General features: G+C 65.3%; 18 protein-coding genes. 6 read left to right on the forward strand and 12 right to left on the reverse strand.

What is annotated here, in order from left to right; translation table 11 throughout:
• Positions 1 to 24: 24 nt before the first annotated feature.
• From QGN17_RS11335 to QGN17_RS11355, 5 genes are all read right to left on the reverse strand, one after another.
• Positions 25 to 480, reverse strand: a complete 456-nt coding sequence (locus QGN17_RS11335; protein WP_281044598.1) for a nuclear transport factor 2 family protein — start codon at positions 478 to 480, stop codon at positions 25 to 27.
• 23 nt (positions 481 to 503) lie between these two features.
• Positions 504 to 1,772 (reverse strand): PepSY-associated TM helix domain-containing protein, encoded by a 1,269-nt coding sequence (locus QGN17_RS11340; RefSeq protein ID WP_281044599.1) that lies wholly within the window; start codon positions 1,770 to 1,772, stop codon positions 504 to 506.
• A gap of 34 nt (positions 1,773 to 1,806) precedes the next feature.
• Positions 1,807 to 4,236 carry a TonB-dependent receptor gene (locus QGN17_RS11345; protein ID WP_281044600.1) on the reverse strand — a complete coding sequence of 810 codons (2,430 nt, stop codon included), beginning with the start codon at positions 4,234 to 4,236 and terminating at the stop codon, positions 1,807 to 1,809.
• A 124-nt stretch (positions 4,237 to 4,360) separates the two neighbouring features.
• Positions 4,361 to 5,683 (reverse strand): sensor histidine kinase, encoded by a 1,323-nt coding sequence (locus QGN17_RS11350; RefSeq protein WP_281044601.1) that lies wholly within the window; start codon positions 5,681 to 5,683, stop codon positions 4,361 to 4,363.
• Entirely contained in the window at positions 5,680 to 6,345 is a 666-nt protein-coding gene (locus QGN17_RS11355; RefSeq protein WP_281044602.1) for a response regulator, read from the reverse strand. Before QGN17_RS11355 ends, QGN17_RS11350 begins: the two co-directional genes overlap by 4 nt.
• Before the next feature lie 161 nt (positions 6,346 to 6,506).
• Here QGN17_RS11355 and QGN17_RS11360 point away from each other — a divergent pair, with 161 nt between their 5' ends.
• The 3 genes from QGN17_RS11360 to QGN17_RS11370 all read left to right on the forward strand — a co-directional run bounded on the left by QGN17_RS11360 (position 6,507) and on the right by QGN17_RS11370 (position 10,805).
• Positions 6,507 to 7,163 carry an RNA polymerase sigma factor gene (locus QGN17_RS11360; protein WP_281044603.1) on the forward strand — a complete coding sequence of 219 codons (657 nt, stop codon included), beginning with the start codon at positions 6,507 to 6,509 and terminating at the stop codon, positions 7,161 to 7,163.
• A gap of 2 nt (positions 7,164 to 7,165) precedes the next feature.
• Positions 7,166 to 8,116 carry a FecR family protein gene (locus tag QGN17_RS11365; RefSeq protein ID WP_281044604.1) on the forward strand — a complete coding sequence of 317 codons (951 nt, stop codon included), beginning with the start codon at positions 7,166 to 7,168 and terminating at the stop codon, positions 8,114 to 8,116.
• A gap of 100 nt (positions 8,117 to 8,216) precedes the next feature.
• Positions 8,217 to 10,805: a TonB-dependent receptor domain-containing protein gene (locus QGN17_RS11370; protein WP_281044605.1), complete on the forward strand. Its 2,589-nt coding sequence runs from the start codon at positions 8,217 to 8,219 to the stop codon at positions 10,803 to 10,805.
• A 75-nt stretch (positions 10,806 to 10,880) separates the two neighbouring features.
• On the opposite strand, the gene QGN17_RS11375 is transcribed toward QGN17_RS11370, so the two are convergent.
• Entirely contained in the window at positions 10,881 to 12,092 is a 1,212-nt protein-coding gene (locus tag QGN17_RS11375) for a PepSY-associated TM helix domain-containing protein (RefSeq protein ID WP_281044606.1), read from the reverse strand.
• Between the two features lie 181 nt (positions 12,093 to 12,273).
• Between QGN17_RS11375 and QGN17_RS11380 the strand changes: the two genes are divergently transcribed.
• The gene (locus tag QGN17_RS11380) at positions 12,274 to 13,632 is read left to right on the forward strand and encodes a hypothetical protein (RefSeq protein WP_281044607.1); all 1,359 of its coding nucleotides are present in this window, start codon (positions 12,274 to 12,276) and stop codon (positions 13,630 to 13,632) included.
• Between the two features lie 50 nt (positions 13,633 to 13,682).
• A complete protein-coding gene (locus QGN17_RS11385) occupies positions 13,683 to 15,164 on the forward strand; it encodes an alpha/beta hydrolase-fold protein (RefSeq protein ID WP_281044608.1) in 1,482 nt (493 codons plus the stop codon).
• A gap of 169 nt (positions 15,165 to 15,333) precedes the next feature.
• On the opposite strand, the gene QGN17_RS11390 is transcribed toward QGN17_RS11385, so the two are convergent.
• Positions 15,334 to 15,486: a hypothetical protein gene (locus tag QGN17_RS11390; RefSeq protein WP_281044609.1), complete on the reverse strand. Its 153-nt coding sequence runs from the start codon at positions 15,484 to 15,486 to the stop codon at positions 15,334 to 15,336.
• A 205-nt stretch (positions 15,487 to 15,691) separates the two neighbouring features.
• A complete protein-coding gene (locus QGN17_RS11395; protein ID WP_281044610.1) occupies positions 15,692 to 16,318 on the reverse strand; it encodes a TetR/AcrR family transcriptional regulator in 627 nt (208 codons plus the stop codon).
• Between the two features lie 125 nt (positions 16,319 to 16,443).
• On the opposite strand from QGN17_RS11395, the gene QGN17_RS11400 reads away from it, so the two are divergent.
• On the forward strand, positions 16,444 to 18,813 hold the full coding sequence (locus QGN17_RS11400; protein ID WP_281044611.1) for a TonB-dependent receptor: 2,370 nt from the start codon (positions 16,444 to 16,446) through the stop codon (positions 18,811 to 18,813).
• A 288-nt stretch (positions 18,814 to 19,101) separates the two neighbouring features.
• Here the strand turns inward: QGN17_RS11400 and QGN17_RS11405 are convergent, their stop codons facing one another.
• From QGN17_RS11405 to QGN17_RS11420, 4 genes are read right to left on the reverse strand one after another with little or no spacing between them, the layout of a single operon-like run.
• Entirely contained in the window at positions 19,102 to 20,286 is a 1,185-nt protein-coding gene (locus QGN17_RS11405) for a glycoside hydrolase family 68 protein (protein ID WP_281044612.1), read from the reverse strand.
• Positions 20,283 to 21,449, reverse strand: coding sequence for a galactokinase (gene galK, locus QGN17_RS11410; RefSeq protein ID WP_281044613.1), 1,167 nt, complete (start codon positions 21,447 to 21,449; stop codon positions 20,283 to 20,285). Before galK ends, QGN17_RS11405 begins: the two co-directional genes overlap by 4 nt.
• Positions 21,446 to 22,474, reverse strand: a complete 1,029-nt coding sequence (locus QGN17_RS11415; RefSeq protein ID WP_281044614.1) for a UDP-glucose--hexose-1-phosphate uridylyltransferase — start codon at positions 22,472 to 22,474, stop codon at positions 21,446 to 21,448. Before QGN17_RS11415 ends, galK begins: the two co-directional genes overlap by 4 nt.
• Positions 22,471 to 24,558, reverse strand: a complete 2,088-nt coding sequence (locus QGN17_RS11420; protein WP_281044615.1) for an alpha-galactosidase — start codon at positions 24,556 to 24,558, stop codon at positions 22,471 to 22,473. The genes QGN17_RS11415 and QGN17_RS11420 overlap by 4 nt, the downstream gene beginning before the upstream one ends.
• Positions 24,559 to 24,581: the final 23 nt, after the last annotated feature.

Raw genomic sequence — 24,581 nt, forward strand, 5'->3', positions numbered from 1 at the left:
GCACTTGGCAGCCATCGCGCCCATTCATGACGGCGGAGGTGCAGCGGCGGACACCCACTCGAGAAGCTGCCACCGACCATCGCGCATCTCGTAGACCGCCAGATAGCCGTCGGACAGCGTTCTATCCGGGAGCTGACGGACTACGCTGCCCCTCACGATCCCGACATCTCCAATCACTCTCGCGGAGCGGTTCGAAGGCGTGATGCTGGAGAAGGGCAAATGCGTGAAGGTTCGCATCACCCCGGCCTTGTCCTCCCGAACTCCATTGACATGGCTGTAGACGACGTCTGCGGAGGTCATGCGATCGAGCGTCGCCACGTCATGGGTCAGCTCGGCATTGAATCGCGCATCCTCCGCCGCCAGCAGGGCGGCTTCGGCCCTGGTCGGGGAAGCAACCGCCAACGATCTCGCGGGCTGCGCCGCAAGACCGGACTGCAAGCCGGCCAGGGAGAGCGCGAACAACCAGGTCCGAAAACGCATGATCCATGTCCTCGTGATTCTGCTCACCAAAATAGCGCTCTGCGGCCATTGCGCGCGCGACGGCGGTAGAGCTTCAGGTACATGACGATGCCGGATATCGAGAGATAGAGCAGCGCCAAGCCGGAAAGAAGGCTGATGCCTCGACCGGTCAATCCAATCATGCTGCCGTTGTGGACCTGCTTGGCCCACTGGTGCGCCTGCCAGCCGAACGGAAAGCCCACAGCCGGATAGCCGGGCTCGGTTTCCCCCATCGGGGCGCCACTGCGGACGTTGTAGACGAGCTGACGCGCCTCGCTCTCGCCGCTGATCACCACGCCCTGGGCGTAGCCGGCATAGACCCGCAAGCGCACGGCGCGCGGCGGCAAGCCGGGATGGTTCTCGGCATAGGAGCCGATCGTCGCCCTCGCCCACTGCGGTACTTCTGCGTCCGGCAGGGGCGTGAAGGCATCGCCCGGCATGGACGGCGGCCGCCCGGTCGCCTTGGCCTCAGCGAACTGATCCGCCATCCGATATCCGAAGACGAGACTCTCCACGGCCAGCCAAAGGCCGCTTGCGACAAGGATGGTGAGAAACAGGGCGCAGGCCACGGAAAAGGTCCGGTGCAGCGTGCGCCACCAGTCCTGCGCCTTCCAGAACGCAGCTCTACGCCCCATGCGGGCGCGGGCGCGATACTGCCTCACATAGACCCAGACGCCCGTGACGATCAGGGTCAGGAGGCCAGCCGCGACGAAGATGTTGATCCAGAGCGCCCAGTTCCCGAACGTCGTCATCCGGTGGAGCGACTTGATGACGATTCGCGGCGCCTGCTGGGATTCGACATTGTGCAGCGGAATGCGAACGCCGGGCAGCGGAACGCCGGTCGCTGCGTCGAACACGAAGATCGTGTGCGGAGGCTGGTGTGGCCCCGCCTGAGCCGCCGCCGGACTGGTCGGGTGGTCCTCGAGCTGCGCGATGCCCTCGATCCGGCCGCCCGCTTCCAGCAGCTCGAGATAGCGGATCGGCGTGCCGCCGGCTGCCCGACGAGCGGCCGCCAGCGTCCGGGCGAACAGCGCCGGATAGTCGGTGTCCGCCGGCATCGGCCTTGCGAGATAGTAAGCCGGTCCGATCACCGCATAGTCGCCAGGTCCGTTGACGTCCCCACGCATCGCCTGGAGATTAGGATCGTACGGCGAGCTGTGCAGCAGGAGGCCCCGAAGATCGATCAGCTGGATCAGCGAGCCCGTAACGCTCAGGTACAGGGTGAACAGCACCGCGACGATCGATACCCAGCGGTGCACCTTCAAAAGCGTCATGTGCCTGTGTTTCCGTGGAGTGGCACGGTCGTCATCAGAACTTGGCGCTCGCCCGCACGCCGAAGAACCGCGGATCGGTCGTGTAGAAGGCAAGATTGTTGGCCGGGAGGTTCGACGGCACGGTGGTGTTGTCGCCGCCATATGGGAAACCGCCGTTGGCATAACCGATCATGCTGGTCCGCTGGACCTTGTTCTCGATGTTCTGGACGAACGCGCTGACCGAATAGCGGTGGCCGCCGAACTCGTAGGTGATGCTGGCATCCGACCGGGTGAAGTGCGGCTGGCGGTAGCGCACGCCATCGGCATAATCGCTCAGATAGTAGCCGGCGCTGTACTTGGTGCCGGCCCGCAGCGTCAGTGACCGGCCTTCGCCCATCGGAATAACGTGGGAGAGCTGCGCGGTCACCACGAAGGAGGGAGTGAGATCCAGGCCGCGTCCGGTGAAGCTGACCGGATCGCCGGTGAAGGCGTATTCGCCCGCCTGGAAATCCCGGAACCGTGAGTGAAGCAGCGTGAAGGAGCCGTCGAGCGTGGTGGTCTTCTCGATCCGCCAGCTAAGCTCGTTCTCCCAGCCCATGATCGTGGCGGGGACGGTCTGGGTGTAGAGAGCGAAGGTGCTTGTGTTTGGGAAGTACGAGCCGCTGTTCACCTGCATCTTCGAGAAATCGTAGTAGAAGAGCGAGCTGGACAGGGTCAGACCCGCGAACGGCCTGCCCTTGTATCCGACCTCGTAGGCGGTGATCTGCTCGGGGGCATAAGCTCCGATCCCGCCGGTCGCCGGATCATAGTCGTTGAAGCCGCCCGCCTTGAAGCCGGTGGCGACCGAAGCATAGATCAGGTCGCGCGGATCGAGTTGCCAGTTGATGCCGGCACGCCATGTGACCTTGTTGTCGCGCGCTCCGCCATTGTTCGGCGCGCCCACGCAATAGTCCGGATAGTGGCAGATCGCGTCGCCATTCTCGTCGGGATAAGGGACTGGCGGGCTTGCCGCGAAGTTGAACGGGAGCGCGAACGTGCCGACGCGCGCGATCTGGTCATGGGTGTAGCGAACGCCTCCCACGATCCCCAGCGTATCGGTGAGGTGGAAGGTCGCCTGCCCGAACACGCCGACCGCCTTGTGGACCGTCTTGTTCACGGGCCCCGCCTGGAACGTGTATGCGGACGGATCGAGCGGATCGTCGATCAGCGCGTTCCACGACTGGCCGTTCTCGCCGGCATTCTCGCGATAGTAGTTCACCCCCGCAACCCAGTCGACGTGTCCCGGATTCACGTTGGAGAGGCGCGCCTCGCCCTGGACCGTCTTCACCAGATCCTGCTGGTAGTAGAATTGGAAGGTCGGGCCGAAGGAGCCCGGCCCCATGAAGGTCTCGTTGACGACGCCACCGCCGTTCGCCGCCACGTCCTGCACGCTCGGCGCCTGCTGGCGATAGTGCATGTGCTGGTAGGAGCCGAGCACGTCGAGCTGCACGCCACCGAACTTCCAGTTCAGGCTGGCGTCGTACTGCTGGAAATTGTTGTCGAGGAATGCCGGCACGGGGTTGGTCAGGATGGAGAGCGCTGCCGATCCAGTGTCGTGATGCGCCTTCAGCTCGGTTTCCAGCGCCGGCGCGCTACCAGCGCCGCCCTGGTGGCCAACGGTCGCGGTGAGGCGCAGCGTGACGTCGTCGCTCGGCTGCGCGAGGAGCGAGAAGCGGCCCGTCGCGTCCTTCTGGTCGTTGCGGGCCCGCGCCTCGCCGGAAGCGAAGTGGTAGAGCGTTCCGTTGTAGGTCGGGCTGTAATCGATCGGCTTGGAATAGCCGTCGCGGTCGTTGGCCGAGGCGGATGCCCGGAACGCCACCTTGTCTCCGAGCGGGATATTGATCGCGCCCTCAATCCGCTTGGTGTCGTAGTTGCCATACTCGGCGTTGAGATAGCCGGAGAATTCTCCGAGCTTCGGCTTGTTGGTGATCACGTTGATGGCGCCGCCGGTGGAGCTCCGGCCGTAGAGCGTGCCCTGCGGGCCGCGCAGCACCTCGATCCGGTCGATATCGAAGAAGGCGCCGGCCCGCGCCTTGCCGCGGCCGATGTTAACGCCGTCGACGCTGAACGCGATATCCTGCTCGCCCTTGCTCGATGTATCGGTCGTCGTAACGCCTCGGATCGCGATCTGCAGGCCATCGCGGCCACTCGCGATATTGACGCTGGGCGCGACGTTCTGGACCGAGGAGAGGTTGACGACGCCGCGTGCACGGAGATCTCCGCCGGTGATTGCGGTGATGGCGGCGGGCGTCTTCAGAATGGAATCGGAGCGGCGGAGCGCCGTCACGATGATCTCGCCCGCGCCCGGCTGGGCACCATCCGCCGTCGAAGCGGTTCCCGAAGGCTGCGGCATGTTGGCCGGCGCCGGCGCGGACTGAGCCAGCGCTATGGCAGGAATGCTCGCAGCGCCGAATAGGGCGAGCGTCGACTTGTGCCAGTAGATCATCCAACATCCCCTCGATCCGCATTTTTCTCGTTCGGGGAATGTGTCGGACCATCGCTCCCCGTGGGGAGGGCGGTAGCAAGTCAACCGAAACTGAACCTAAACGAAGCCGCGCGGAGCGGAAAACTTATCGCGGCAGCCAAAGACTGATACGCAGCCCTCCGAGCGCGGCTGAGCGATCCAGCGACAGCCTGCCGCCGTAGAGCTCGACGAGCTCGCGGACGATCGCCAAGCCGAAGCCGTAGCCTTCCGACACCTCGTCCAGCCGGACTCCCGGCTGCAGGACGTGCGCGACCTCGTCCGCCGGGACGCCCATCCCGTCGTCCTCTACGGCGATCGCTAGGAACGGCCCATCCGACCGTGCATCCACCCTTATCGTCCGCCGCGCATAGCGGTGCGCGTTCTCGAGGATGTTGCCGAGCATCTCGCTCAGATCCTCGGTCTCGACGGTGACGAAGCAGGGCTGCGGCAGCCGGTTCTCGATGCATGGCCCATCCCCCCCTCGCTCGCTCCATCGGATCGCCGGGAGGACCGTCTCCAAAGCTTCGTGGACGTCCGAGCGAGCCCGTGTTCCGAGCCGAGCGGCGCCGCTTCGTGCGCGACGCAGGTGGTGGGCCACCCGATCGGATATGTTGGCCACCAGCGCCCGGCTCTCGGCGCTTGCGCCTTCGTGCTCCAGCTGTAGCATCAGCGCGGACAGGGGTGTTTTCACGGCATGCGCGAGGTTGGCGGCGTTCACCCGCGCGGCCGCCAGCCCGGCATCATTTCGCGCGATCAGCGCATTGATCTCGTTCGCCAGCGGTGCCAGCTCCGCCGGCTGCACGTCGGGCAAGCCCTGCGCCTCGCCGGTCCGGACCCGGAGAACGTCCCGGCTGAGCCGGCGCAGCGGCAGCAGGCCGTAGCGCAACTGCAGCAACGAGGCCGCGACGAGAACGAGAAGCACGAGGAACAGGCTGCGGTAGATCGTCCTGCGAAGATGGTGGAGCGGCGCGTCGATCAGGGTCGAGGGCGCGAAGACTATCACGGTGATTTTGTGACCGCCCCGCTCGATGTCGAGGCGTCGGACATGCCATTGTTCGCCCAGCGCCGTCATACCCCGCCCGCTATAGATGCCGCGCCACGGATGGATGCGCGGCCAGGGATAGATGGCCGTCACCGGCGGCACCGCTTTATCCCATCGCCCGTTGCCGGCCGTCACCTGCCAGCCCCACCCCTCGCTGGGCTTCTCCAGGTCGGGAATCATCGCCATCCGCTCGGGCTCGAAGGCTCCCGCCTGATCCACCGCCTGGGTCAGCAGGCGGACCTGGGCGTCGACTGCCATGTCCATGTTGTCGCTGATCACCCAGGTGACGATGTTGACGATCGCGTAGGCCGTCACACCAAGCGTCGCGACGGTCAGCAGGATAGCTCCGATCACGACGCGCGCGTGGACTGAGAGCGGCAGCCTCAACTGGCGGTGTCCGTCAGCAGATAACCCTGGCCGCGGACGGTCATGATCTTCGCGGCACCGATCTTGCGGCGCAGCCTTCCCATGATGACCTCCAGCGAATTCTCGGGCGCTTCGTCCTCTTCGCCGTAGATTGCGTCGAAGAGCTTCTCCCGCTCGACCACGACGCCCTTGAATTGGAAGAGCTTGGAGAGGATCCGGCTCTCGAACGCGGTAAGGCGGAGCGGCTGGTCCGCCAAGCGGAACTCGCCCGAGGTCGGACGGTAGCTGAGATCGCCGCAGCAGACCGCCTGGGCGCTCTGCCCCCGGGCCCGGCGCCCGAGTGCCCTCACCCTGGCCACCAGTTCCTGCGACAGGAAGGGCTTGGTCAGATAGTCGTCGGCCCCCGCCTTGAAGGCCGCCGCCTTTTCCACCCAGGCGTCCCGCGCCGTCAGGATCAGGACGGGAAATTCACGCCTCGCGCCGCGCCACGCTTCGAGCACCAGCGCGCCGTCCATCATGGGCAGGCCGAGATCCAGGACGCCGCAATCATAGTCGCCGACGAGGCCCAGATGGTGCGCATCCACTCCGTTGACGCAGTGATCAACGACGAAGCCCTCGCCCCTCAGGAGCCTGATCAACCCGAAGGAGAGTTGGGCATCGTCCTCGGCGAGCAGGATTTTCATGCGGGCATCCTCCCGCAGCCCTCGTCCGGGCATCGCCCGCCGGCCGCGTATCATTCAGCCTGACCCCCACGGGCCTAGCGGGACAGTTTGACGCCGGCCGATACGGGCGGAGCAATAAGATCATCCGCCAGAACGATCGAATCTGCGATGATCAACCGCCCATGATCTCGTCGATCGGGCGCCGAGCACCTACCATCCTCGTCGATGAATCGACACCCGAGGGCGAGAGGTTGGGTCTGGACATCACCGAAGGGCTTTCCGAGCGGAGACGACGACTGGCGCGCTGGGTCGCGCGCGAGATCATGCCGCACGAGGCGCGGGTACGCGCCTGGCTCAGGCGCTCGCGGCTCGACCCGGACGATATCGACGAGGTGATCCAGGAGACCTATTGCCGCCTGTCGATGCTGGATTCCGTCGAGCATATCGACCGGCCCGACGCCTATTTCTTCTCGATCGCCGGCAACCTGCTGGCGCGCAGGCTACGCCGGCAAAAGGTCGTGCCGTTCGAGACCATCGCGGAGATCGAGGCCTATCGTGACGACGCACCGACACAGGAGGATGTGGCCTTCGGGCACAGCGACTGGCTGCGGATGATGGGCCTCATCTCGAAGCTCCCCTCCCGCTGTCGCCAGGTCGTGCGGCTGCGCAAGATCGAGGGTTGGAGCCAGCGTGAGATCGCGGAGCATCTCGGCATTTCCGAGAAGGCCGTCGAGAAGCACGTCTCGGCGGGAATCGGCAGTATCCGCCGGGCGTGGATCGACGGCGATCAGGCGGCCGACAGGCTCAAGCCCGCCATTCATTCGGCGGGCTCGCGATGACAATGTCGACCAGGATTATCGACCAGGAGGCGGCAGACTGGGTCGCCCGGATGGACGGCGAAGACTGGACGGCGCTGCAGGAGGCCGAACTCGAACGGTGGCTACGCGGCGAGTCCCGGCGCCGGGGCGCGCTGCTCGCCGCCCAGGCGGCGTGGCTGAGCGTCGAACCACAGGCATGCGATGACGCATATCTTCCGTCGCCTCGCAGCGGCGTCTCTCGGCGTGGACTGCTCGCGGGCGGCGGCGGTGCGCTCGCCGCATCGCTGGTCGGTGGGCTGGCATGGCTGTCGGGCGGCACCTCCTACCAGACGGCGACCGGCGAGATCAGGCGCGTCCCGCTGGCGGACGGCTCGATCGCGACGATCAACACGGCCAGCCGGCTCGACGTGAGGTTGGCGAGCCAGCGCCGCGAGATCATGCTGAAAGAGGGCGAGGCCTGGTTCCAGGTCGCCAAGGATGCCGCGCGACCGTTCGTCGTCCAGGCCGGCCCGATCAATGTCGAGGCGGTCGGCACGGCCTTCTCCGTGCGGCGCCAGGCCGACGGCGCCGACATCCTGGTCAACGAGGGGGTGGTCGAAGCCTGGTCGGACGACGCCGGTCACGAGCGCGTCCGACTGGTCGCCGGCCAGCGCGCGTTCGTGACGGATGGCGCCGGCATTCGCGTTGGACCGATGGACATATCGTCGGTGGACCGCGCTCTCGCATGGCGGGGCGGCATGATCGATCTCTCCGGTGACACGCTTGGGCAGGCGGTGGGGGAGTTCAACCGCTATAATCGGCGACAGATCGTGCTGAGCGACGAGTGCCTCTCGAATGAAACGATAGACGGCATCTTCCGAACCGACGATCCCGAAGGCTTCGCGACCGCCATCCAGGCCAGTCTCGCCGTGCCGGTCCAGACGCAGGGCGCGGGCGACATCGTCATTGGGCGAGCGGGCGATAAGATCGAGTGATCCGCTGATAGGTTCCGGGATCGGCCGGTAGGGATCGGAGGACCTCATGTCTCCTTCTCAATGCAAGGGGCAAAAGCTCCGGATGCAGAGGAGAGAGAGAATGAGGGGTTTGGGGGGAAGTGCACTCCTGGCGTCGAGCGCGTTGGTCGCGCTCGCCGCGGTACCGACGGTCGCGCAGAGCCGGAGCATCGACATCCCGGCTCAGTCGGTGGAAAGCGCGGTCACACAGCTCGGGCAGCAGGCTGGCGTCCAGATCATCGCGGCGCGCAGGTTCACCCACGGGAAGATCACCAACGCCGTGCGCGGCAATCTGACGGTGCAGCAGGCGCTGTTCCAGATGCTCGACGGAAGCGGACTCTCCGTCCGCCAGACCGGGCCTCAGACATTCGCCATCGTCGCCATGCAGACCGCCGCGGCCCAGGAGCCCGACCGGCCGACACGGACCGCCCTGATGCTCGCCCAGGCGACGCCGATGGCCACGGCGACCGACAGCCCGCCGCCTCTCGTCGACGCAGGCACCGCCTCCACACCGGGCGGCGGCGCGGGAATCCCGGACATCATCGTCACCGCGACCCGGCAGGCCCAGAACGTCCAGAAGGTCTCGACCGCCGTCACCGTGATCGATGGCGCCTCGATCAAGACCCAGGCGCTCACCAACGTCGGCCAAATCTTCTCCAACCTTCCCAGCATCCAGGCGACCGCACAGCCGGGCGGCTTCAGCATCGATGTGCGCGGGCTCGGCGGCGATCTGCCCGCAGGCTCGACGCAGGGGTCCGTCGCGCTCGTCGCCGACGGCGTCTACAACATCAATTCGCAAAGCACCGCCGTCGGGTTCTTTGACGTCAACCGGATCGAGGTGCTCGCCGGCCCGCAGAGCACCCGATACGGGCCGAATGCCGACGGCGGCGTCGTCAACCTCATCACCAACGACCCGATCCTCGGCAAGTTCTCGGGCACCGCGACCTTCACCGCGGGCAATTACAACCTCTTCCGCGGTGAGGCGGCGGTCAACATTCCTCTCGGCGACACGCTGGCGATCCGCCTGGCCGGCGCGGCGGTGAGCCGGAGCTCCCATTTCGACCCGGCCGAAGGCAACAACAAGGCCCAGTCCTTTCGCGGCAAGATCCTCTGGAAGCCGGACGACAAGTTCAGCCTGAAGCTGACCTACCAGCTCGATCATGTAGGCGGCACCGGCAACGGTTCGAACGTGTTCCCGGTCTTCACGAACAAGGTTCCCGTCTATTCGGGCGGCAGCATCAACGACCTTTCCAATCCGTGGGGCCAGTCCCCGAGCAATCCCGTCAACGAGAACCACGCCAACATCTATTCCCACACGATCATCGGCAACGCGAGCTACACCTTCAGCGACGCGTTGGCGCTCGATGCCCTGCTCTCCTACTCGAAGCTGACAGGCGGCGAGAAGGCGACGATCTATCTGCCGCCCTGGTCGACCAGCGCCGCCAATGGCCCGGTCTTCACCGATGCCGACCTGCACGAGTTCAATCCCTTCCACCAGCTCACCGGGGAGCTTCGGCTCCACAACGGACCCGGAAGCCGCGTGCAATGGAACCTCGGCTACTACCACTGGGATTATCTGGAGGCCTATTCAGCGGACAATGCCGCTTTCCTGAGCCAGCCTCCCCAGACCACGACGACGGCGACGAACGCGGTCTACGGCGAGATCACCTATCCGGTCACCGACCGCTTCCGCCTGATCGCCGGTGCGCGCGAGAGCTTCGATCACCGCACCTTCGAATTCAACAATGCGGGGACGATCACGCGTCCGTTCGACATCAACTTCCACCATTTCGATTATCGTGGCGGATTCGAATATGACGTCGCGCCGCATTCGATGATCTATTTCACCGCATCCAGCGCCTACCGCCCCGGCGGACTCAGCGCGCTGAACCCGGTCACCGGCAACCCCAATTCGTTCAAGAGCGAGGTCAACCACGCTTATGAAGTCGGCACGAAGAACCGGTTCTTCAACAACACGGTGCAGCTGAACGCGGACCTCTTCTACTACGACATGTCGAACTATCAGAACCTCGACAAGTACACCGGCTTCGTGCCGCCCGAAGGCGGTGCGATCTGCAACAACGGCGATCCCCGTGCCGGGTGCCAGACCCCGACGTTCGGCCTTGGAGCCCATTCGCTCGGTGTCGAAGCGCAGCTGCGCGCGAACGTCACGCCCGACGACGTGGTGACGCTAACCGGCACATACGCCCACGCCATCTTCAACCACAAACAGGGCACCTGCGCGACGGTCGCGGCGCCGACAGGGGGTTGCTACGACGGCTATAACAGCGAGACCCCGAATGACCCCGGTGCGCCGTTCTTCTATCTGATCTCAGGTTCGGTTCAGCCGCATTCGCCCAAATTCTCTGCGAACTTCAGCTATTTCCACACGTTCCGTTTCCAATCGGGCGCCAAGTTCGTGGTCGGCGGCGACGGCTTCTACACGACCGGCTATTGGGTGAACCCGGTGCTCGACGCCACAGGCTACGGCTACCAGCCGAAATACTGGCTGGGCAACGTCAGCATGACCTTCACGCCGGCCAGCGAGAAGTTCTCCGTCTCTGGCTGGGTGCGAAACGTGTCGAGCTATGCGGTCAAGCAGTCGGTCCTTCCCGCGCAGAGCATCGGCGATCCGCGCACGTTCGGCGGGACCGTGTCCTTCCACTGGTAGGCGAACCCTTCTCCCATCGCCTGTCGGATCCATGGGGCGGCCGCGACACGCGAGCCGCCCCTTTTTTTTGATGGGCTAGCGCCAGAAGAGCCCTTTGCGCCCCGCCTTGCTCCGGCGGCCCTTGAGATCGAGGTAGAGAGCAAGCCCTGAGATCGACAGGAAGGCGAGCGATAGACCGGAAAGAAGATCGATCACGCGCCCCGGCACGCCGATCACATCGCCGCGATGGATCCTCTTCAGCAACTCATGAAGCTGCCACCCGGTCGGGAACCCGGTATAGGGGTATCCCGCCCCGCTCAGCCCTTCCGTCATCCCGCTCCGGGCGTTGAAGATCAGCTGCTCGGTCGCATCGCCGCCCGCGATGATGATGCCCTGCGGATGCCCCGCGAAGGTGCGAAGCCGGATGGCCTTGATGGGCCGGTCGCCATCGTGCGCGCGGTAGGCAGCAAGCGTGGCGACAAGCATCGGATCGCGTTCGTCATCGCGCAAAGGCGTCGAGAAGTCGCCTACGGTCCCAATCGGTGAGAAGCCGTGTACCAGCCGATCGGGATAGAGGGCGCGGTAGAGGCCAAAGGAAAGGCTGTCGATCGAGAGCAAGGTACCGGTCACCGCGACGACGAGCAGGAACACCGCCGCCACTACCGAGACGGAGCGGTGCAAGCGACGCCAGGCGCCGCCGGCGGACCAGAAGGGATTGTAGCGCTTCAGTCGCGCACGCGCCTTGAGCAACCGGAAGTACATGACGATCCCGGTCACGATCATCGCTCCGAGTCCGATGCCGACGAAGGCGTTCAGCCAAAGCATGTCGTCGCCGAGGAAAAAGAGGCGATGAAGATGCTTGGCCGTATTGTGCGCCGAGCTTTGTGGCCCTTGCGGTCCGTTCGGCGGCGGCGGCAGCCTCTGCCCGTCGGCTAAGGAATAACGCAGAGTGATTTCGCCGGAACGGACCTCGCCAACGGCTTTCCCCTGCTCGCTTCGCACATCAAGATAGGCCAGCGGAGCGGCCGGCCCGAGATCGGAGCGGACCGCGCGCGTTAGGCTCTCGAACAGGCGGGCGTAGTCACTCCCCGTTGGGAAACTCTGCGCGGCATAATCCTGCGGACGGATCACGATCTGGTTGGGCGGGCCATCGATGCTTTCCCGGATCGCGAGCATGTTGGGATCGGTCGCCGGCGCATGTGACATGATGGTCGCGATGTCGATGCCTTGGACGGCGATCCCGGTGATCGAAAACCACAAGGCAAAGCCCAGAATGACGATGGCGATCCAGCGATGGACGATCCGCATTTTCCCCTCCTCCGGCCGCAGGGCGACACACTTCTCTTGGGCCTGCGCTCAGGGCGAGAAAACCGCCTCCATCGGCTAATCTATATCCGTCGACGCCGATCGAATGATCTTGCTGCGCGCCCCTTTGCTACGCGCGATACGAGAGGCAGCGACGAGGCGCGAAGCCTCCCGGAGGGGATCGATGCTGACGAGAACGGCGCGTGCCGTCCTGATCGCCGCATTCATGGCATGGCCGATTCCGACCTCGGCCCGGCTGTTCGGTGGCGCGGGCCGTGAGGAGATCGCGATACCGACATCGGTGCTGCCGCTCGATGGCTTCACCCAGGTACATGATCCCTTGCAGGCACGTGTCGTCCTGCTCGACGACGGTAAGGCGCGTGCTGCGATAGCGGTGATCGACCAGACCTCGATTTTCGAGGACTTGGTAGCAAGCCTGCAAGCGACCATCGGTCAGGCGACGGGCACCGCTCCCCAGGATGTGTTGGTGATCGCGAGCCATACCTTCTCGGCCCCGCACGCTTTCGCGCCAGACCACCTCCCGCCTGGCGTCGCGATGTCGCCCGAGGACCAGAAGCGCGCCATCACGTATCAGGCAGCGCTACTCGATGCCGCCGGCAGAGCGGCGTCCGAGGCCTCGGCGAGCCTGGTACCCGTCGAACCGGTCTTCTCCGGCGGAGCGAGCCGTGTGAACGCCAACCGCAACCATCCGTCCGCCCGGGGCTGGTGGCTGGGCGCCAACGAAGCCGGTTTCGTGGACAGCAGTGTTGGAGTGCTCACGCTCGAGACGGACAGCCATCGACCGATCGCGACGCTCGTCAACTATGCCGTTCAGTCCTCGGTGATGGATCATTCCGTAGGCGGCGACGGGGGCAAGGGCGTCACGGCAGATCTGGCGGGCGCGACGGCGCACCGGATCGAGGCGCTTCGGCCCGGCTCCGTATCATTGTTCCTGACCGGAGCCGCCGGCGACCAGATGCCGGCCTATACCGCCCGCCGGTATGTCTATGACGCGGGGGGAGATTACCGGATGATCGATATCGGTGATCGGGGCTATCCGCTGGTCGATCTACAGGGCGAACGGCTCGGAGACGCCGTAATCGCGGCCCTTCCCGCTCCTCTCCCGGCCAGTGGTAGCCGAGAAGACGCGATACGCGTCCTGCACGGCGCGGTCACGCTCGGTGCGCAGGAGCGGCCAAAGGACCTCCAGCAGATCAAGCCAAGCCGGGCCTATCGCTTTGTCACGGCGGGCGAGGTCCGGGCTCCCTTCGTCATCGTGACGATCGGCGATACCGCCATCGTGGGTGTCCAGGCGGAACTGTCTGCGGCGACCGGCGCCGCGATCCGCGCCAGTTCCCCATTCCGACACACGATGGTGGTGACGATGGTGAACGGGGCGGCCAAATACATGCCTGACGAAGCTGCCTATCGCGACATCACCTACGAAGCCATGGATTCGTCCTTCGCGCCGGGTTCGGCGGAGCGGTTCGCAGCGGACATCGAGCGGCAACTCGCCGTGCTGCACGCGGCCAAAAGGAAGTAGAGAAGCGCCGGCTGGCGGCGATTGCACAAACCTGATTGGAGATGCCTCGCATGACGGACGTATCGAGACGGGATTTTGTCGCGGCCGGCGCGGTGCTGGCGAGCGCGGCCTCGGCCGCGAGCCTGGCGTCCGGGCAGGCGCGTGCGGCCTCCAATCCCAATGGGTTCATGGCGGCGTCGATGCCGCCCGGCCCCGGTGGCCCGGGCCGGCGTGAGAAGAGAGGCCCCGGTTTCCAGAGCATCTATGCCATCTGCGAAGTCACCGGCGGCGGCGAGAAGGTTTACGGCATCGCGGTCGAATATGATGCCGACATCAATCCCGCCAGCATCGCGCTCGACACCTTTCGCGCCAGCGTCTTTCCGGCGGCCGAAGGCTTCTTCGCCGGGATGCCGCAAGAGCCGGACAAAAATGCGACGACGGTCGCCGCCCGCCCGCGTGCCGTGGCGGCCATCTACACCAACGCCGAGCCGGCGCTGCGGCCCGACCGCAAGAGCGTCCCCGGCATGTTCGTGATCGCCGAGTTCCAGCACGACGCCGACCTGAGCCTGCCGACGACGGACAGCGACAAGGTGTCGCTGACGCAGACCAAAGCGGTCACGACGACCGCAGGCGCTGTCTATGGACCCAGCGCCACCGTCTGGAGCAACGTCGGGCAGCGCGGCAACAGCGTCGTCATCCGCGGCGTCGATGCGTGGGAGCAGAACCACTGGTGGTGGGACGATACGCGCTCGACCTGGCTCGAATACAGCATCTACCTGCCCAAATCCTTCCTTAAGGAGGGCGGCGAGAACAAGGCCTATCCGCTCGTCCTCGCCATCACCCATTCCGGCACGAGCTACGACGGCAATTGCGCCCAGACGCTCACCGAGCAGTGCATCGCCAGCATCTGGAGCCTCCCGGAGGAGCAGGAGCGCCACGAATGCGTGGTCATCACGCCGCGGTATGAGCGCACGACGATGAACGACTATTGGGAGCATACCAACGACGTCGAGAACACCTACAGGCTGGTCGAATCGCTGCTTTCCAACACATGGAACTACGGCAACCCCAACCTGCCCGATCGGGCGGACAAGGTGCTGAAGATCGATCCCAAGCGGGTTTATTGCACCGGCTGGTCCATGGGCGCCATGACTTCGCTGTGGCTGATGGCCAAACACCCCGGCACCTTCGCCGGTGGCCTCATCATCGCCGGCCAGCAGCGCCCCTCCGATGTCGTGACGCTCGCCCACCAGAACGTCCTCATCATCACGGGCACCGAAGACGGCAAGGCCACGCCTTGGAACGAGAAATGCGTGCCGGTCTGGGAGAAGGCGGGTGCCCGGGTGACGCGCCCCGCCGAGTTGCTCGATCCCGAATTGATCTTCCCCCTCAACGATCAGCAGAAGCTGACCCAACAGGTCGAAGGCTACCTCGCCAAAGGCGGCAACATCACCTTCCTCACCTTCAAGGGCGTCGACCACATGGGGTCAGCGCGCAAATTCTTCTACATCAAGGCGGCGCGAGACTGGTTGTTCAGACAGGAGACGACATAGCTCGCCGAACCAACGCCGGCCGGAGAAGCGACGATAATGCGCTGCGTCTTCGCCATAATCGAACGACCGGCTTCGGGATTAAGTGATTTTACGCTGAACGGCGACGCATGGGCGACGACCGGAAACATCAAGACGCCAACGCATCCGAGATGCGTATCACGTCGTTTGATCAGGCGGCAGGCGAGACCGGCACGCCCTGCTGCCCAGTCTCCTTGAGATCCTTTTCGATCTGCCCTGAGCGCTTCATCTCCGCGATGAACGCGCGGACATAGGCCGCAGCAGCCGTCCGTCCCTTGGGTGTGGATCGGCGCTGAAGCGGCACCCCGGCCTTCCCTCAGGTAAGTGCCTGCATATCCTCGACATATCAGTTTCAGATGGGGTCCCGATCGGCGCCGATCGGGACCCCGCATATCCCCACAAATCTGTTTATTCTGATTAGCTTACAGTCTAGCACCGGGGTTCCCGCTTCGCCGCCCGTCTGCATTATAGATTCCGAGCTGCCAGACCAACCCGTCGCGGAAGCGATATTATTTCCGTGAGAGGCCAGAGCTAATCATCTCGCTTGCCGCTTTCGCAACTTCGGAAGGATCGCCATCGTCTGTCCAGACACCGTAGCGTAGGCCTAAAAAAACATTCATCCCCATGATCGCCCAGGCACGCACCTCGTTGTCGCCCGCAATCAAGTCGCCATTTTCAACCGCATCGTCGAGGCTCGCACGATAGCCGTCCGCGATGCTCTGATAATGATCGTGATGCGCGTCCGCCGCGACGAAGCGGGCCTGGTCGATGATCGTGTAGAGCGCCTTGTGATGCCGCACGAAGTCGAGGAAAGCTTCAATGCCCGCCTGCTCACCGGAGAGGCGGTCCGGCTCGCGCAAGATCGTGGGCACGACATGTTCTTTCACCTGTCGGCTCATGTCCCGCACCAGTGCGCGGAAGATCGCCTCCTTGGAATCGAAATAGGTGTAGAAGCTGCCGATCGCGATACCGGCGCGATCGGCGATCTTGGCGATCGCGGCATCGTGGAAACCCTTCTCGCCGAACTCGTCGGCCGCCGCATCGAGCAGCGCGCGCAACGTTCGGCGCCCGCGTTCGGTGCGCGGAATTTTCGCGCCCGTGGCCGTCGCCCCCTTCTTCGCTTCCGGGCCTTTCATCCTCGCCTCGTCTTCATGCCCGGCATTTTGTAAAGTTGAAAGCCGGTTCAGGTTTCAGTATAGAGCATCCGAAGCCGGAGCAACCCTGACGCAGGAGGTCGCCCGGTTCAGGAGGAGGAACGCTCATGGGTTCCGGCATCGCCGCTTTTCGCATCCGTCTCGCGCTTGGCACCGCGCTGCTGGCGACGGCGCCCGCGCTCGCGCAACAGGATGCGCCCGCCGGCCCGGCCTCGCCCGCGGTCGCAGCGGAGCAGCCGAGCGGCAACGAAATCGTCGTGGTGGCCCGCCGCCGGGCGGAGAAGCTGATCGACGTGCCGATCGCGGTGACCGCCTACACCGCCGATCAGCTTTCCAAGGAGCAGGCCATCGATCTCTCCGGCATCCAGGGCACGGCGCCCAACGTGAACCTGGTGCAGGGCCGCGGATCGACCAGCAACGCCAGCATCTTCATCCGCGGCATCGGCCAGCCCGATGCGTTGCAGACGTTCGATCCGGCGGTCGGCGTCTATGTCGACGGTGTCTATATCAGCCGCATCCAGGGCGCCCTGTTCAACCTGTTCGACGTCGATCATATCGAGGTGCTGCGCGGGCCGCAGGGCACGCTCTACGGCAAGAACACGATCGGCGGCGCGGTCAACATCATCTCGAAGAAGCCCGATCTGGACGAGATGCACGCCAGCGGCAACTTCACCTACGGATCGTACAACCAGAAGCTCGCCAACGCCTACGTCACCGTCCCGCTCGTCACAGACAAGCTCGCGCTGAGCCTCGCCGGCGTCTACGACCGACGCGACGGCACGGTGGAGGATCCGCTCACCGGCCGCCACTATAACGACCGCAACACCCAGGCCGGCCGCGCCATCCTGCGCTACAAGGCGTCCGACAAGGTCGAGCTCACGCTGGAGGGCGATTATACCCATCAGCATACCCGGCCGACGCTCGGTTACGCGACCGCGCCGCTCACCAACGTCGATCTGATCACCGGCGCGCAACAGGTGATCTCGCCCGCCTATCCGGACGGCCCCTACGACTATAAGGCCTCGACCAGCCTGCAGCCGGGGCAGGACCAGACGCTCCACCATTGGGGCGTGGCGTTCACCGCCAATGTCGAACTCAACGACGCCTTCACGCTCACCTCGATCACCGCCTATCGCAAGCTGAAGCCCAATTACTGGCTCGATTTCGATGCCACCCAGCTCCAGCTCGCCGACGCCTATGTCGGCGTGCGCCAGCGCCAGGTGAGCCAGGAGCTGCAGCTGAAATATGATCACGGCCCGCTCAAGGGTGTCGCCGGGCTCTATTATTTGAACGAGCACATCGCCTCGAACCAGCTGTCCGAAGATGACGACTACATCACCGTGCTCGGCACACCGGCGACCTTCCAGCGCTACATCACGGATTTCCAGACGACCAAGAGCTACGCCGCCTTCGGGCAGATGACCTACGATTTCACCGACAAGCTCTCGGCCACCGCGGGCATCCGCTACACCAGCGAGCGCAAGCATTATGTCCGCTCCACCTATACGGTGCTCGGCAATCCGCTGCTCGGCGGCACGATCACCAGCGCGCCGTTCGATTTCCCGGGTTCGCTGCCGGCGCCCTACAACGAACTCGATCATGCCGACTTCCACGCCTGGACGCCGAGCTTCACGCTTTCCTACAAGCCGACGCGCGATACGCTGCTCTACGCGTCTGCCTCGCGCGGGTTCAAGTCGGGCGGCTTCAACGGCCGCGTCAACGGCCTCGGCGACGTCACGCAGGTGGTGAACGGCCAGACCGTCGTCGTCCCCTATTTCAAGCCCGAGACGGTGTGGACCTACGAAGCCGGCGCCAAGGGCAGCTTCCTCGGCGGCCGTGTGAGCCTGTCGGGCGACGTCTTCTACAGCGACTACAAGGATTTCCAGGCGCGCGTCGGCGGCGGCACGACGGGCATCCTCGGCGGCTCCTTCCCGGTGATCAACGCCGGCAAGCTGCGCATCTGGGGCATCGAGACCGAGCTCGCGATCAGGCCGACCAGGGCCTGGTCGATCCGTGCCGACGTCGGCTATCTCAACGCCAAGTATCTGACTTTCAACGATGCGCGCCGCACGCCGCCCTACGGCACCGACAATTTCTCCTGCAACCCGACCGGCCAGCACATCGTCTGCAAGCCCGCCTTTGCGCCGCCGCTCTCGGCCAGCCTCGGCAGCGACTATGCGTTCGACCTGAACGGGGCCGGCACGATCACCATTGGCGGCGACGCCCGCTTCGTGGACAAGCAGTGGCTGTCCGTCGACAACCGGCCGGGCCTCTACGAGAACGGCTATTGGCTGTTCAACGCCTATGTCCGCTACGATGCGCCGAACGGGCACTGGTACGTGCAGGGCGGCGTGAAGAATGCGGCCAATACCATCTACAAGACGGATGCGCAGGAATTCTCCTCCGTCGGCAACATCCAGACCGTCTATTACGGCGATCCGCGCACCTGGACGGGGACGGTGGGCTTCCGCTTCTGACCGGCTGGCAGACTGATAGCGTCCTCCGAACGATATATTCGGCAGGCGCTATCGCTCCGCTTCCGGAATATGAAACCTGCGAAACTTCGAAAGAAGTCATTCTCCGCGTGCAAACGGAAGCGGAATAATACTTACTTGAAGCAAGGGAACGGTGCGAAACACAACAGTCAGAATTTAGAAATAATACAAAGGCGGACGAACGTCCTCGATTCGCATCGAGCGGCCGGAATACGACGCTATGGCATAACCGGATGGCTAAAATTTCTGGCACTTACGGAACTCCCGCACCTACCCGCCATTTTCGTCTGGCTCCGTCTCGCTCGCCGCGTGTATCTGGTCACCGCTAATCAATATTCGGAAGGAGGGAGCAACCGTCCCACCGAATTGACCGGATGCCAGCGCCGGACCGCTAAGCGCGTCGCATCCCTCCATTCCCCACCGGTCGATGAAACTGATCACGTCGAGTTCACCAGTGACCCACCAGCAATAGGCCTGCTGCGGCTTCGACGCCGGATTTCCTGCTACGAGCCCGGTCCCGTTGACCGGACGCCACGGCCCTTCGAGCTGATCCGCGACCATTGCGTAGAGTCCATTGGGGCCGGATGGACCACCCGGCGCGAAACGCGACCGCTGCGTCGACCAAAAGAGGTAGTATCGGTTCGCATGGAAGACGACGTGCGGCCGCTCCAGCTCGGCATTGACCCCGACCGCAGACAGAAGCGGACGCTGCAATTTCCAGCACCCGTCGATCCGCGTCGCCAGGCCAATCACCCCGCCATAGGGCTCGTCGGTCCAGCCTGCGGAACCGGTGAAGAGGAGATGTTCGGAGGCGTCGGCGGGATCGCGGAAGTAGCCTGGGTCGCGGAAGCCCCTAATCAGACCGAAGTCCGGCTCCCGTTGGTCGGCGCGCGCATAGCATGCGCCATCGGCGACGACGGATTCGACCGGCTCGGTCCAACCTCCGAGATGGGGATGCCCGTCCTCAATCCGGAGGAGGCCCCGCGTCTCGAACAGTCGCTGCTCGAAGGTGCGCTCTCTCCCAGCCCGACCCGCCGCGGTGAAATACATGGTGAGCGTCGCGCCGTCCGATCCGAGCACCGCAGATCCCGACCATTCACGACTCCCGGGTGTGAACCCGTTCGGGAAGGTGTTGCCATGATCGAGCCAACCGTCAGAGCCGCGGCTGAATAGCCGGATCCGCGCCATGTCGTGGCGCAGGTCGGGGTCGGGCAGACGAGGCGCGGTGAGGAAGAACCAGAAGCTGCGGCCGTCGGCGATCAGGGTGGAGCCGTCTTCATGGGCGATCGGCCACATGTCCCAGACGACGTGACCCGTCAGCAACGGGACGACGTCACGCTCCACGATCACGGGCAGCGACGCATCCGCCTGCATCGGAATAGCCGCGACCTGCTCGGGCCGCCACCGCGACACCGCATCCATATTGAAATCGGTTCGGAAGTTCACGGCGTTCACCTGGCCTCGGTCAAGAGGCCAGCACCGGCGCTGGCCTGTTCGATCATAATGAGCGGTGAGCCGCCATCCGGGGTGCGATAGCCGTTCAGCACGGCTTCCCGGACCCGCTCGACGATCTCAACCGGCATGACGGCGACAACGGCGCCGCCGAACCCGCCGCCGGTCTGACGCGCGCCGCCCCTCTCGCCGATCGCCTTGGCAAGGATCGCCGACAGTCTATCGGTGTGCTCGACCGTTATTCCGAAGTCGTCGCGCATCGAAACGTGGCTCTCGGCCATCAGCCTGCCCAAGGATGCGAGATCCCCGGCCCGCAACGCGCCTGCCGCGTCCAAGGTCCGGGCGTTTTCGGTGACGATGTGCCGCGCTCGCCGGAACGTCTCTTCCGGCATGCAGGCGCGGCCGTCCTCGAGGCCGGCGAGATCCACGTCGCGCAAAGCCTTCACGCCGAGCGCCGCCGCCGCTTCCTCACACTGGGCCCGGCGACGGTTATAGTGACCCTCGACAAGCCCCCTAACGACGCCCGACTGCACGATCATTACGGCCGTGCCGTCAGGAACCGTGACGGCTTCGAGCAAAAGCGATCGGCAGTCGATCAGGAGCGCGGCGCCGGCCTGGGTCGCCGCCGAGGCGATCTGGTCAAGGTTCCCGCATCTCATGCCGACGAAGTCGTTCTCCGCCTCCTGGGCCATCAGCGCGATCTCCGTCGCCGGGACGTCGTCATGCCCGGCTGCCGCGAGCATGGCGTGGCAGACCGCCACCTCCAGCGATGCCGAAGACGAAAGCCCCGTCCCCTTGGGGATGTCTCCGGCGATCGCCATGTCGACCCCGGTATGGCCGAACCCGCGCCGCGCGAGGACGTCGACGCTGCCGCGCACATAGTCGCGCCATCCCGCGCCTTCCGCGCGCCGGATCGGCGTTTCGATCCAGAAGCCATCCACTTCGCCATCGAAATCGAGGGCGACCGATCGCACGAGGCGATCCGGCCGGGGTCGCACAGCGATCCGCGTCTCCACGCCGATTGCGACCGGCAGCGCGAAGCCGTCGTTGTAGTCCGTGTGTTCGCCGATCAGGTTGACCCGCCCCGGCGCCCGGACAACGAAATCCGGATTTCCCCCGAATGCTGACCCGAAGCCTGCGAGCAGCCTTTCGTGAAGCGCACTCATACGGTCTCCAGTTCTGGGCTCACGGCGCGCAGTCGCTCGGCGGCCTGTTCCGGTGTGAGGTCGCGCTGCGCCTCGGCGAGCATCTCAAACCCGACCATGAATTTGCGCACCGCGGCCGAGCGTAGAAGCGGCGGGTAGAAATGGGCGTGGAGCCGCCATCCGCTCGTGCCGTCGACCCCGTGGGGGGCGCCATGCCAACCCATGGAATAGGGGAAGCGCGTGCCGAACAGATTGTCGTATCGCGCGGTCAGACGGCGGACGACCCGCGCCAGGTCGTCCCGACTTGAACCTCGGAGTTCCTCCAGCCGGACGACCGGATCTCGGGCGATCAGCAGGGTCTCGAAGGGCCAGCTCGCCCACCAGGGGACGATCGCCAGCCAGTGCTCGCTCTCCTCTACCGCCCGACGCCCGCCGGCCTCGGCTCTCGCGACCGCGTCGAGCAGCGTCTCCCCATGGAGATCCAGCCAAGCCCGCTGACGTCGGTCCTCGCGCGCGATCTCGCTGGGCACGAAGTCGCTGGCCCACACCTGTCCGTGGGGATGCGGGTTCGAGCACCCCATCATCGAGCCCTTGTTCTCGAAGATCTGGACGTGGTCGTATATCGCGCCGAGCTCGGCGGATTGCGAGCACCATGTCTCGACGACAGCCCGCACCTCCGCTTCTCCGAGCTCCGGCAGGCTCCGGCCGTGGTGCGGCGAGAAGCAGATCACCCGCGCCTCTCCGCGCGCCTCGCCGACCTCGAACAGAGGATCGCACCCCTCTGGCAGCGGCGTGTCGGGCTGCACGGCCGCGAAGTCGTTGCCGAAGACGAAGGGTCCCTCATAGTCGGGATTGCACTCGCCGCTGACCCGCATGTTTCCGGGGCACAGGTAGCATCCGGGATCGTGATCGACCACATGGCCCGCTTCCGGTGGCGCCGTCTCGCCCTGCCACGGGCGTTTGGCGCGGTGCGGAGACACAAGCACCCACTGGCCGGTCAGCAGGTTGCGGCGTCGATGCGGATGTTCTGCCGGGTCGAAGCTCATGCCGCCTCCATTTCGTAGACGGCGACGCTCTCGGCCTTCATCGCCGGGGTCGGCAGACCGGCCTGGGCCAGCCAGTCGCCATCGAAAACCTCGCCCGCCTCGCGCATTCGCGCGAAGAGCGGGGCGTCCGGCGCCGGATGGCCGGCTTCCGACGCCAGATGCAGCAGCCGTACGCGGAGCGGGCCCGCTCCCGCGCAGTGCGGCAACACGATCGACGGCGGACGACGAAGATGTCCGGGCGCGGTCCGCGTCACTATCAACAGCCCCCTGCCCGCTTCGCCGTGCGCCTGCCAGACGAGACCGTCGGGCCCTTCGCCGAGCCAGACGCGGCCATGGTGCAGTCTGTCACGCAGCGCCTTGTAGCGCGCGACGCCGTCCGCGAGCAGCGCTTCGTTCGCCTCGTCCAGCGTGGCGGGATCCAGCTCGATACCGAAATGGCCAGGCAGCGCGACCGCGCTCCGGAACGCCATACCCTGGCTGCGTCCGGTCGAATGCGCAGGGCTCGCGCCGACGTGCGAGCCCATCATCTCGGGCGGCATGAAAGCCAGAAAGCCCCGCTGCATCTCGACCCTGCTCGTCGCGTCGATGCAGTCGCTCGTCCAGAAGCGGTGGCAGCGCTCGGCTATCCCTGCGTCGATTCGCCCGCCGCCGCCGGCGCACGCCTCGATCTCAAGCCCGGGATAGGCGGCCAGCAGCCTGTCGAAGAGCGCGTAGGCGCCGACGACCTGATCGTGGTAGCGGGCCCGGCCGTCCGCTCCGCCGGCCGCGACCAGATCGCGGTTGTGATCCCATTTCAGGTAGGCGATCGGTAGGCCCGAAAGTAGCTCGTCCAGCCTGTCGAAGAGATGATCGCGCACATCGCTTCTTCCCAGGTCCAGAACCAGCTGGTGACGGGCCGTGAGCAGCGGCTGACCATCGATCTGGAGGATCCATTCGGGATGGGCACGGAACAGGTCGCTGTCCGGGCTGACCATTTCGGGCTCCACCCAAAGGCCGAACTCCATGCCGAGCGACGTCACGTGCCCGGCGAGTGGACCTAGCCCGCGCGGATATTTGCGAGGGTCGGCTACCCAGTCCCCGAGCGCCGCCTCATCGTTATCCCGTCCGCGGAACCAGCCGTCGTCGACCACGAAGCGTTCAGCGCCAAGCACGGCAGCTCGCGTGGCGAGTTCCTTAAGGCTCGATTCGTCTTGAGCGAAGTAGAGCCCTTCCCAGCTGTTGAGATGGACCGGCCGCGGACGCATTCCCTCCCGCGGCCATGGCGCCCGTCGGCGGATCGCCGCATGGAAGTTCTGCGACGCGCCGTTGAGACCATCGGCGGAGAAGGTCGCCAGCATCGCCGGCGTTCGATACGAGGCGCCCGGAGAAAGCACAATCTCGCCGGGCGCGAACGCCTCGCCCATCTGAAGCGTCCACAGTCCGTCGTCATCGCACGCCACCTCGATACGGTGGTTGCCAGACCAGGCGAGCTGCGCTGCGTAGGTCCGGCCGGCGTGACGCGTGCCCCCCGGCCCCGAGATAAAGACGCCAGGGGGGCCCGCATGCCCGGTGAGTCCACGCCGGTTCTCCCGCACCCACGAGTCCGACGGCATGGCGACCAGCACCGGAGCGAACTCCGCAGTGTGACGTCCCGTGAAGGCTCGCAAGGTTTCGCAGTCCGCCGGCAGAGGCAGCGTCGCCGCAGCAAGCCACTCGATCGAAAGCGGCGTGTCGCCATCGTTGCGGACCAGCGTCGAAAGGGTCAGGACGTCGGACTTGGCGTCGAGCGCGACCTCCTGCTCGAGCGAGATCCGCGCAACCGGATCGGTCAGCAGCATTAGTATGCGCGCCCCGTCCGCCTCCGTCCTGACATGCCGGAACCGATGCGAGAAACTACGGCCGTCGCGATGGGCGCGCAGAGCCGGCGCACCGAACCGTCCCGACCCGAACGCTGGCGCGACGTCCAGGGGCTGGTCAACGTCGAGCGAGAAGGAGGCAGGCGGACGCCCGTCAGAAAGAGACGCGAGCGCCGTCATGCCGACACGCGCCCCCCACCAGCGCCAAAGCGGAGGAAGGTCGGATCGCTTCTCGAGCACGAGGCTCATGGCTGTGCCGTGAAGAGCGAGCA

The organism is Sphingomonas oryzagri, assembly GCF_029906645.1.
Lineage (GTDB): Bacteria > Pseudomonadota > Alphaproteobacteria > Sphingomonadales > Sphingomonadaceae > Solisphingomonas > Solisphingomonas oryzagri.

Coding starts and splice junctions, on each gene's coding strand:
- QGN17_RS11335 (WP_281044598.1), bottom strand. CDS start 480: ATGCGTTTTCGGACCTGGTTGTTCGCGCTCTCCCTGGCCGGCTTGCAG.
- QGN17_RS11340 (WP_281044599.1), bottom strand. CDS start 1,772: ATGACGCTTTTGAAGGTGCACCGCTGGGTATCGATCGTCGCGGTGCTG.
- QGN17_RS11345 (WP_281044600.1), bottom strand. CDS start 4,236: ATGATCTACTGGCACAAGTCGACGCTCGCCCTATTCGGCGCTGCGAGC.
- QGN17_RS11355 (WP_281044602.1), bottom strand. CDS start 6,345: ATGAAAATCCTGCTCGCCGAGGACGATGCCCAACTCTCCTTCGGGTTG.
- QGN17_RS11360 (WP_281044603.1), top strand. CDS start 6,507: ATGATCTCGTCGATCGGGCGCCGAGCACCTACCATCCTCGTCGATGAA.
- QGN17_RS11365 (WP_281044604.1), top strand. CDS start 7,166: ATGTCGACCAGGATTATCGACCAGGAGGCGGCAGACTGGGTCGCCCGG.
- QGN17_RS11370 (WP_281044605.1), top strand. CDS start 8,217: ATGAGGGGTTTGGGGGGAAGTGCACTCCTGGCGTCGAGCGCGTTGGTC.
- QGN17_RS11375 (WP_281044606.1), bottom strand. CDS start 12,092: ATGCGGATCGTCCATCGCTGGATCGCCATCGTCATTCTGGGCTTTGCC.
- QGN17_RS11380 (WP_281044607.1), top strand. CDS start 12,274: ATGCTGACGAGAACGGCGCGTGCCGTCCTGATCGCCGCATTCATGGCA.
- QGN17_RS11385 (WP_281044608.1), top strand. CDS start 13,683: ATGACGGACGTATCGAGACGGGATTTTGTCGCGGCCGGCGCGGTGCTG.
- QGN17_RS11395 (WP_281044610.1), bottom strand. CDS start 16,318: ATGAAAGGCCCGGAAGCGAAGAAGGGGGCGACGGCCACGGGCGCGAAA.
- QGN17_RS11400 (WP_281044611.1), top strand. CDS start 16,444: ATGGGTTCCGGCATCGCCGCTTTTCGCATCCGTCTCGCGCTTGGCACC.
- galK (WP_281044613.1), bottom strand. CDS start 21,449: ATGAGTGCGCTTCACGAAAGGCTGCTCGCAGGCTTCGGGTCAGCATTC.
- QGN17_RS11415 (WP_281044614.1), bottom strand. CDS start 22,474: ATGAGCTTCGACCCGGCAGAACATCCGCATCGACGCCGCAACCTGCTG.
- QGN17_RS11420 (WP_281044615.1), bottom strand. CDS start 24,558: ATGAGCCTCGTGCTCGAGAAGCGATCCGACCTTCCTCCGCTTTGGCGC.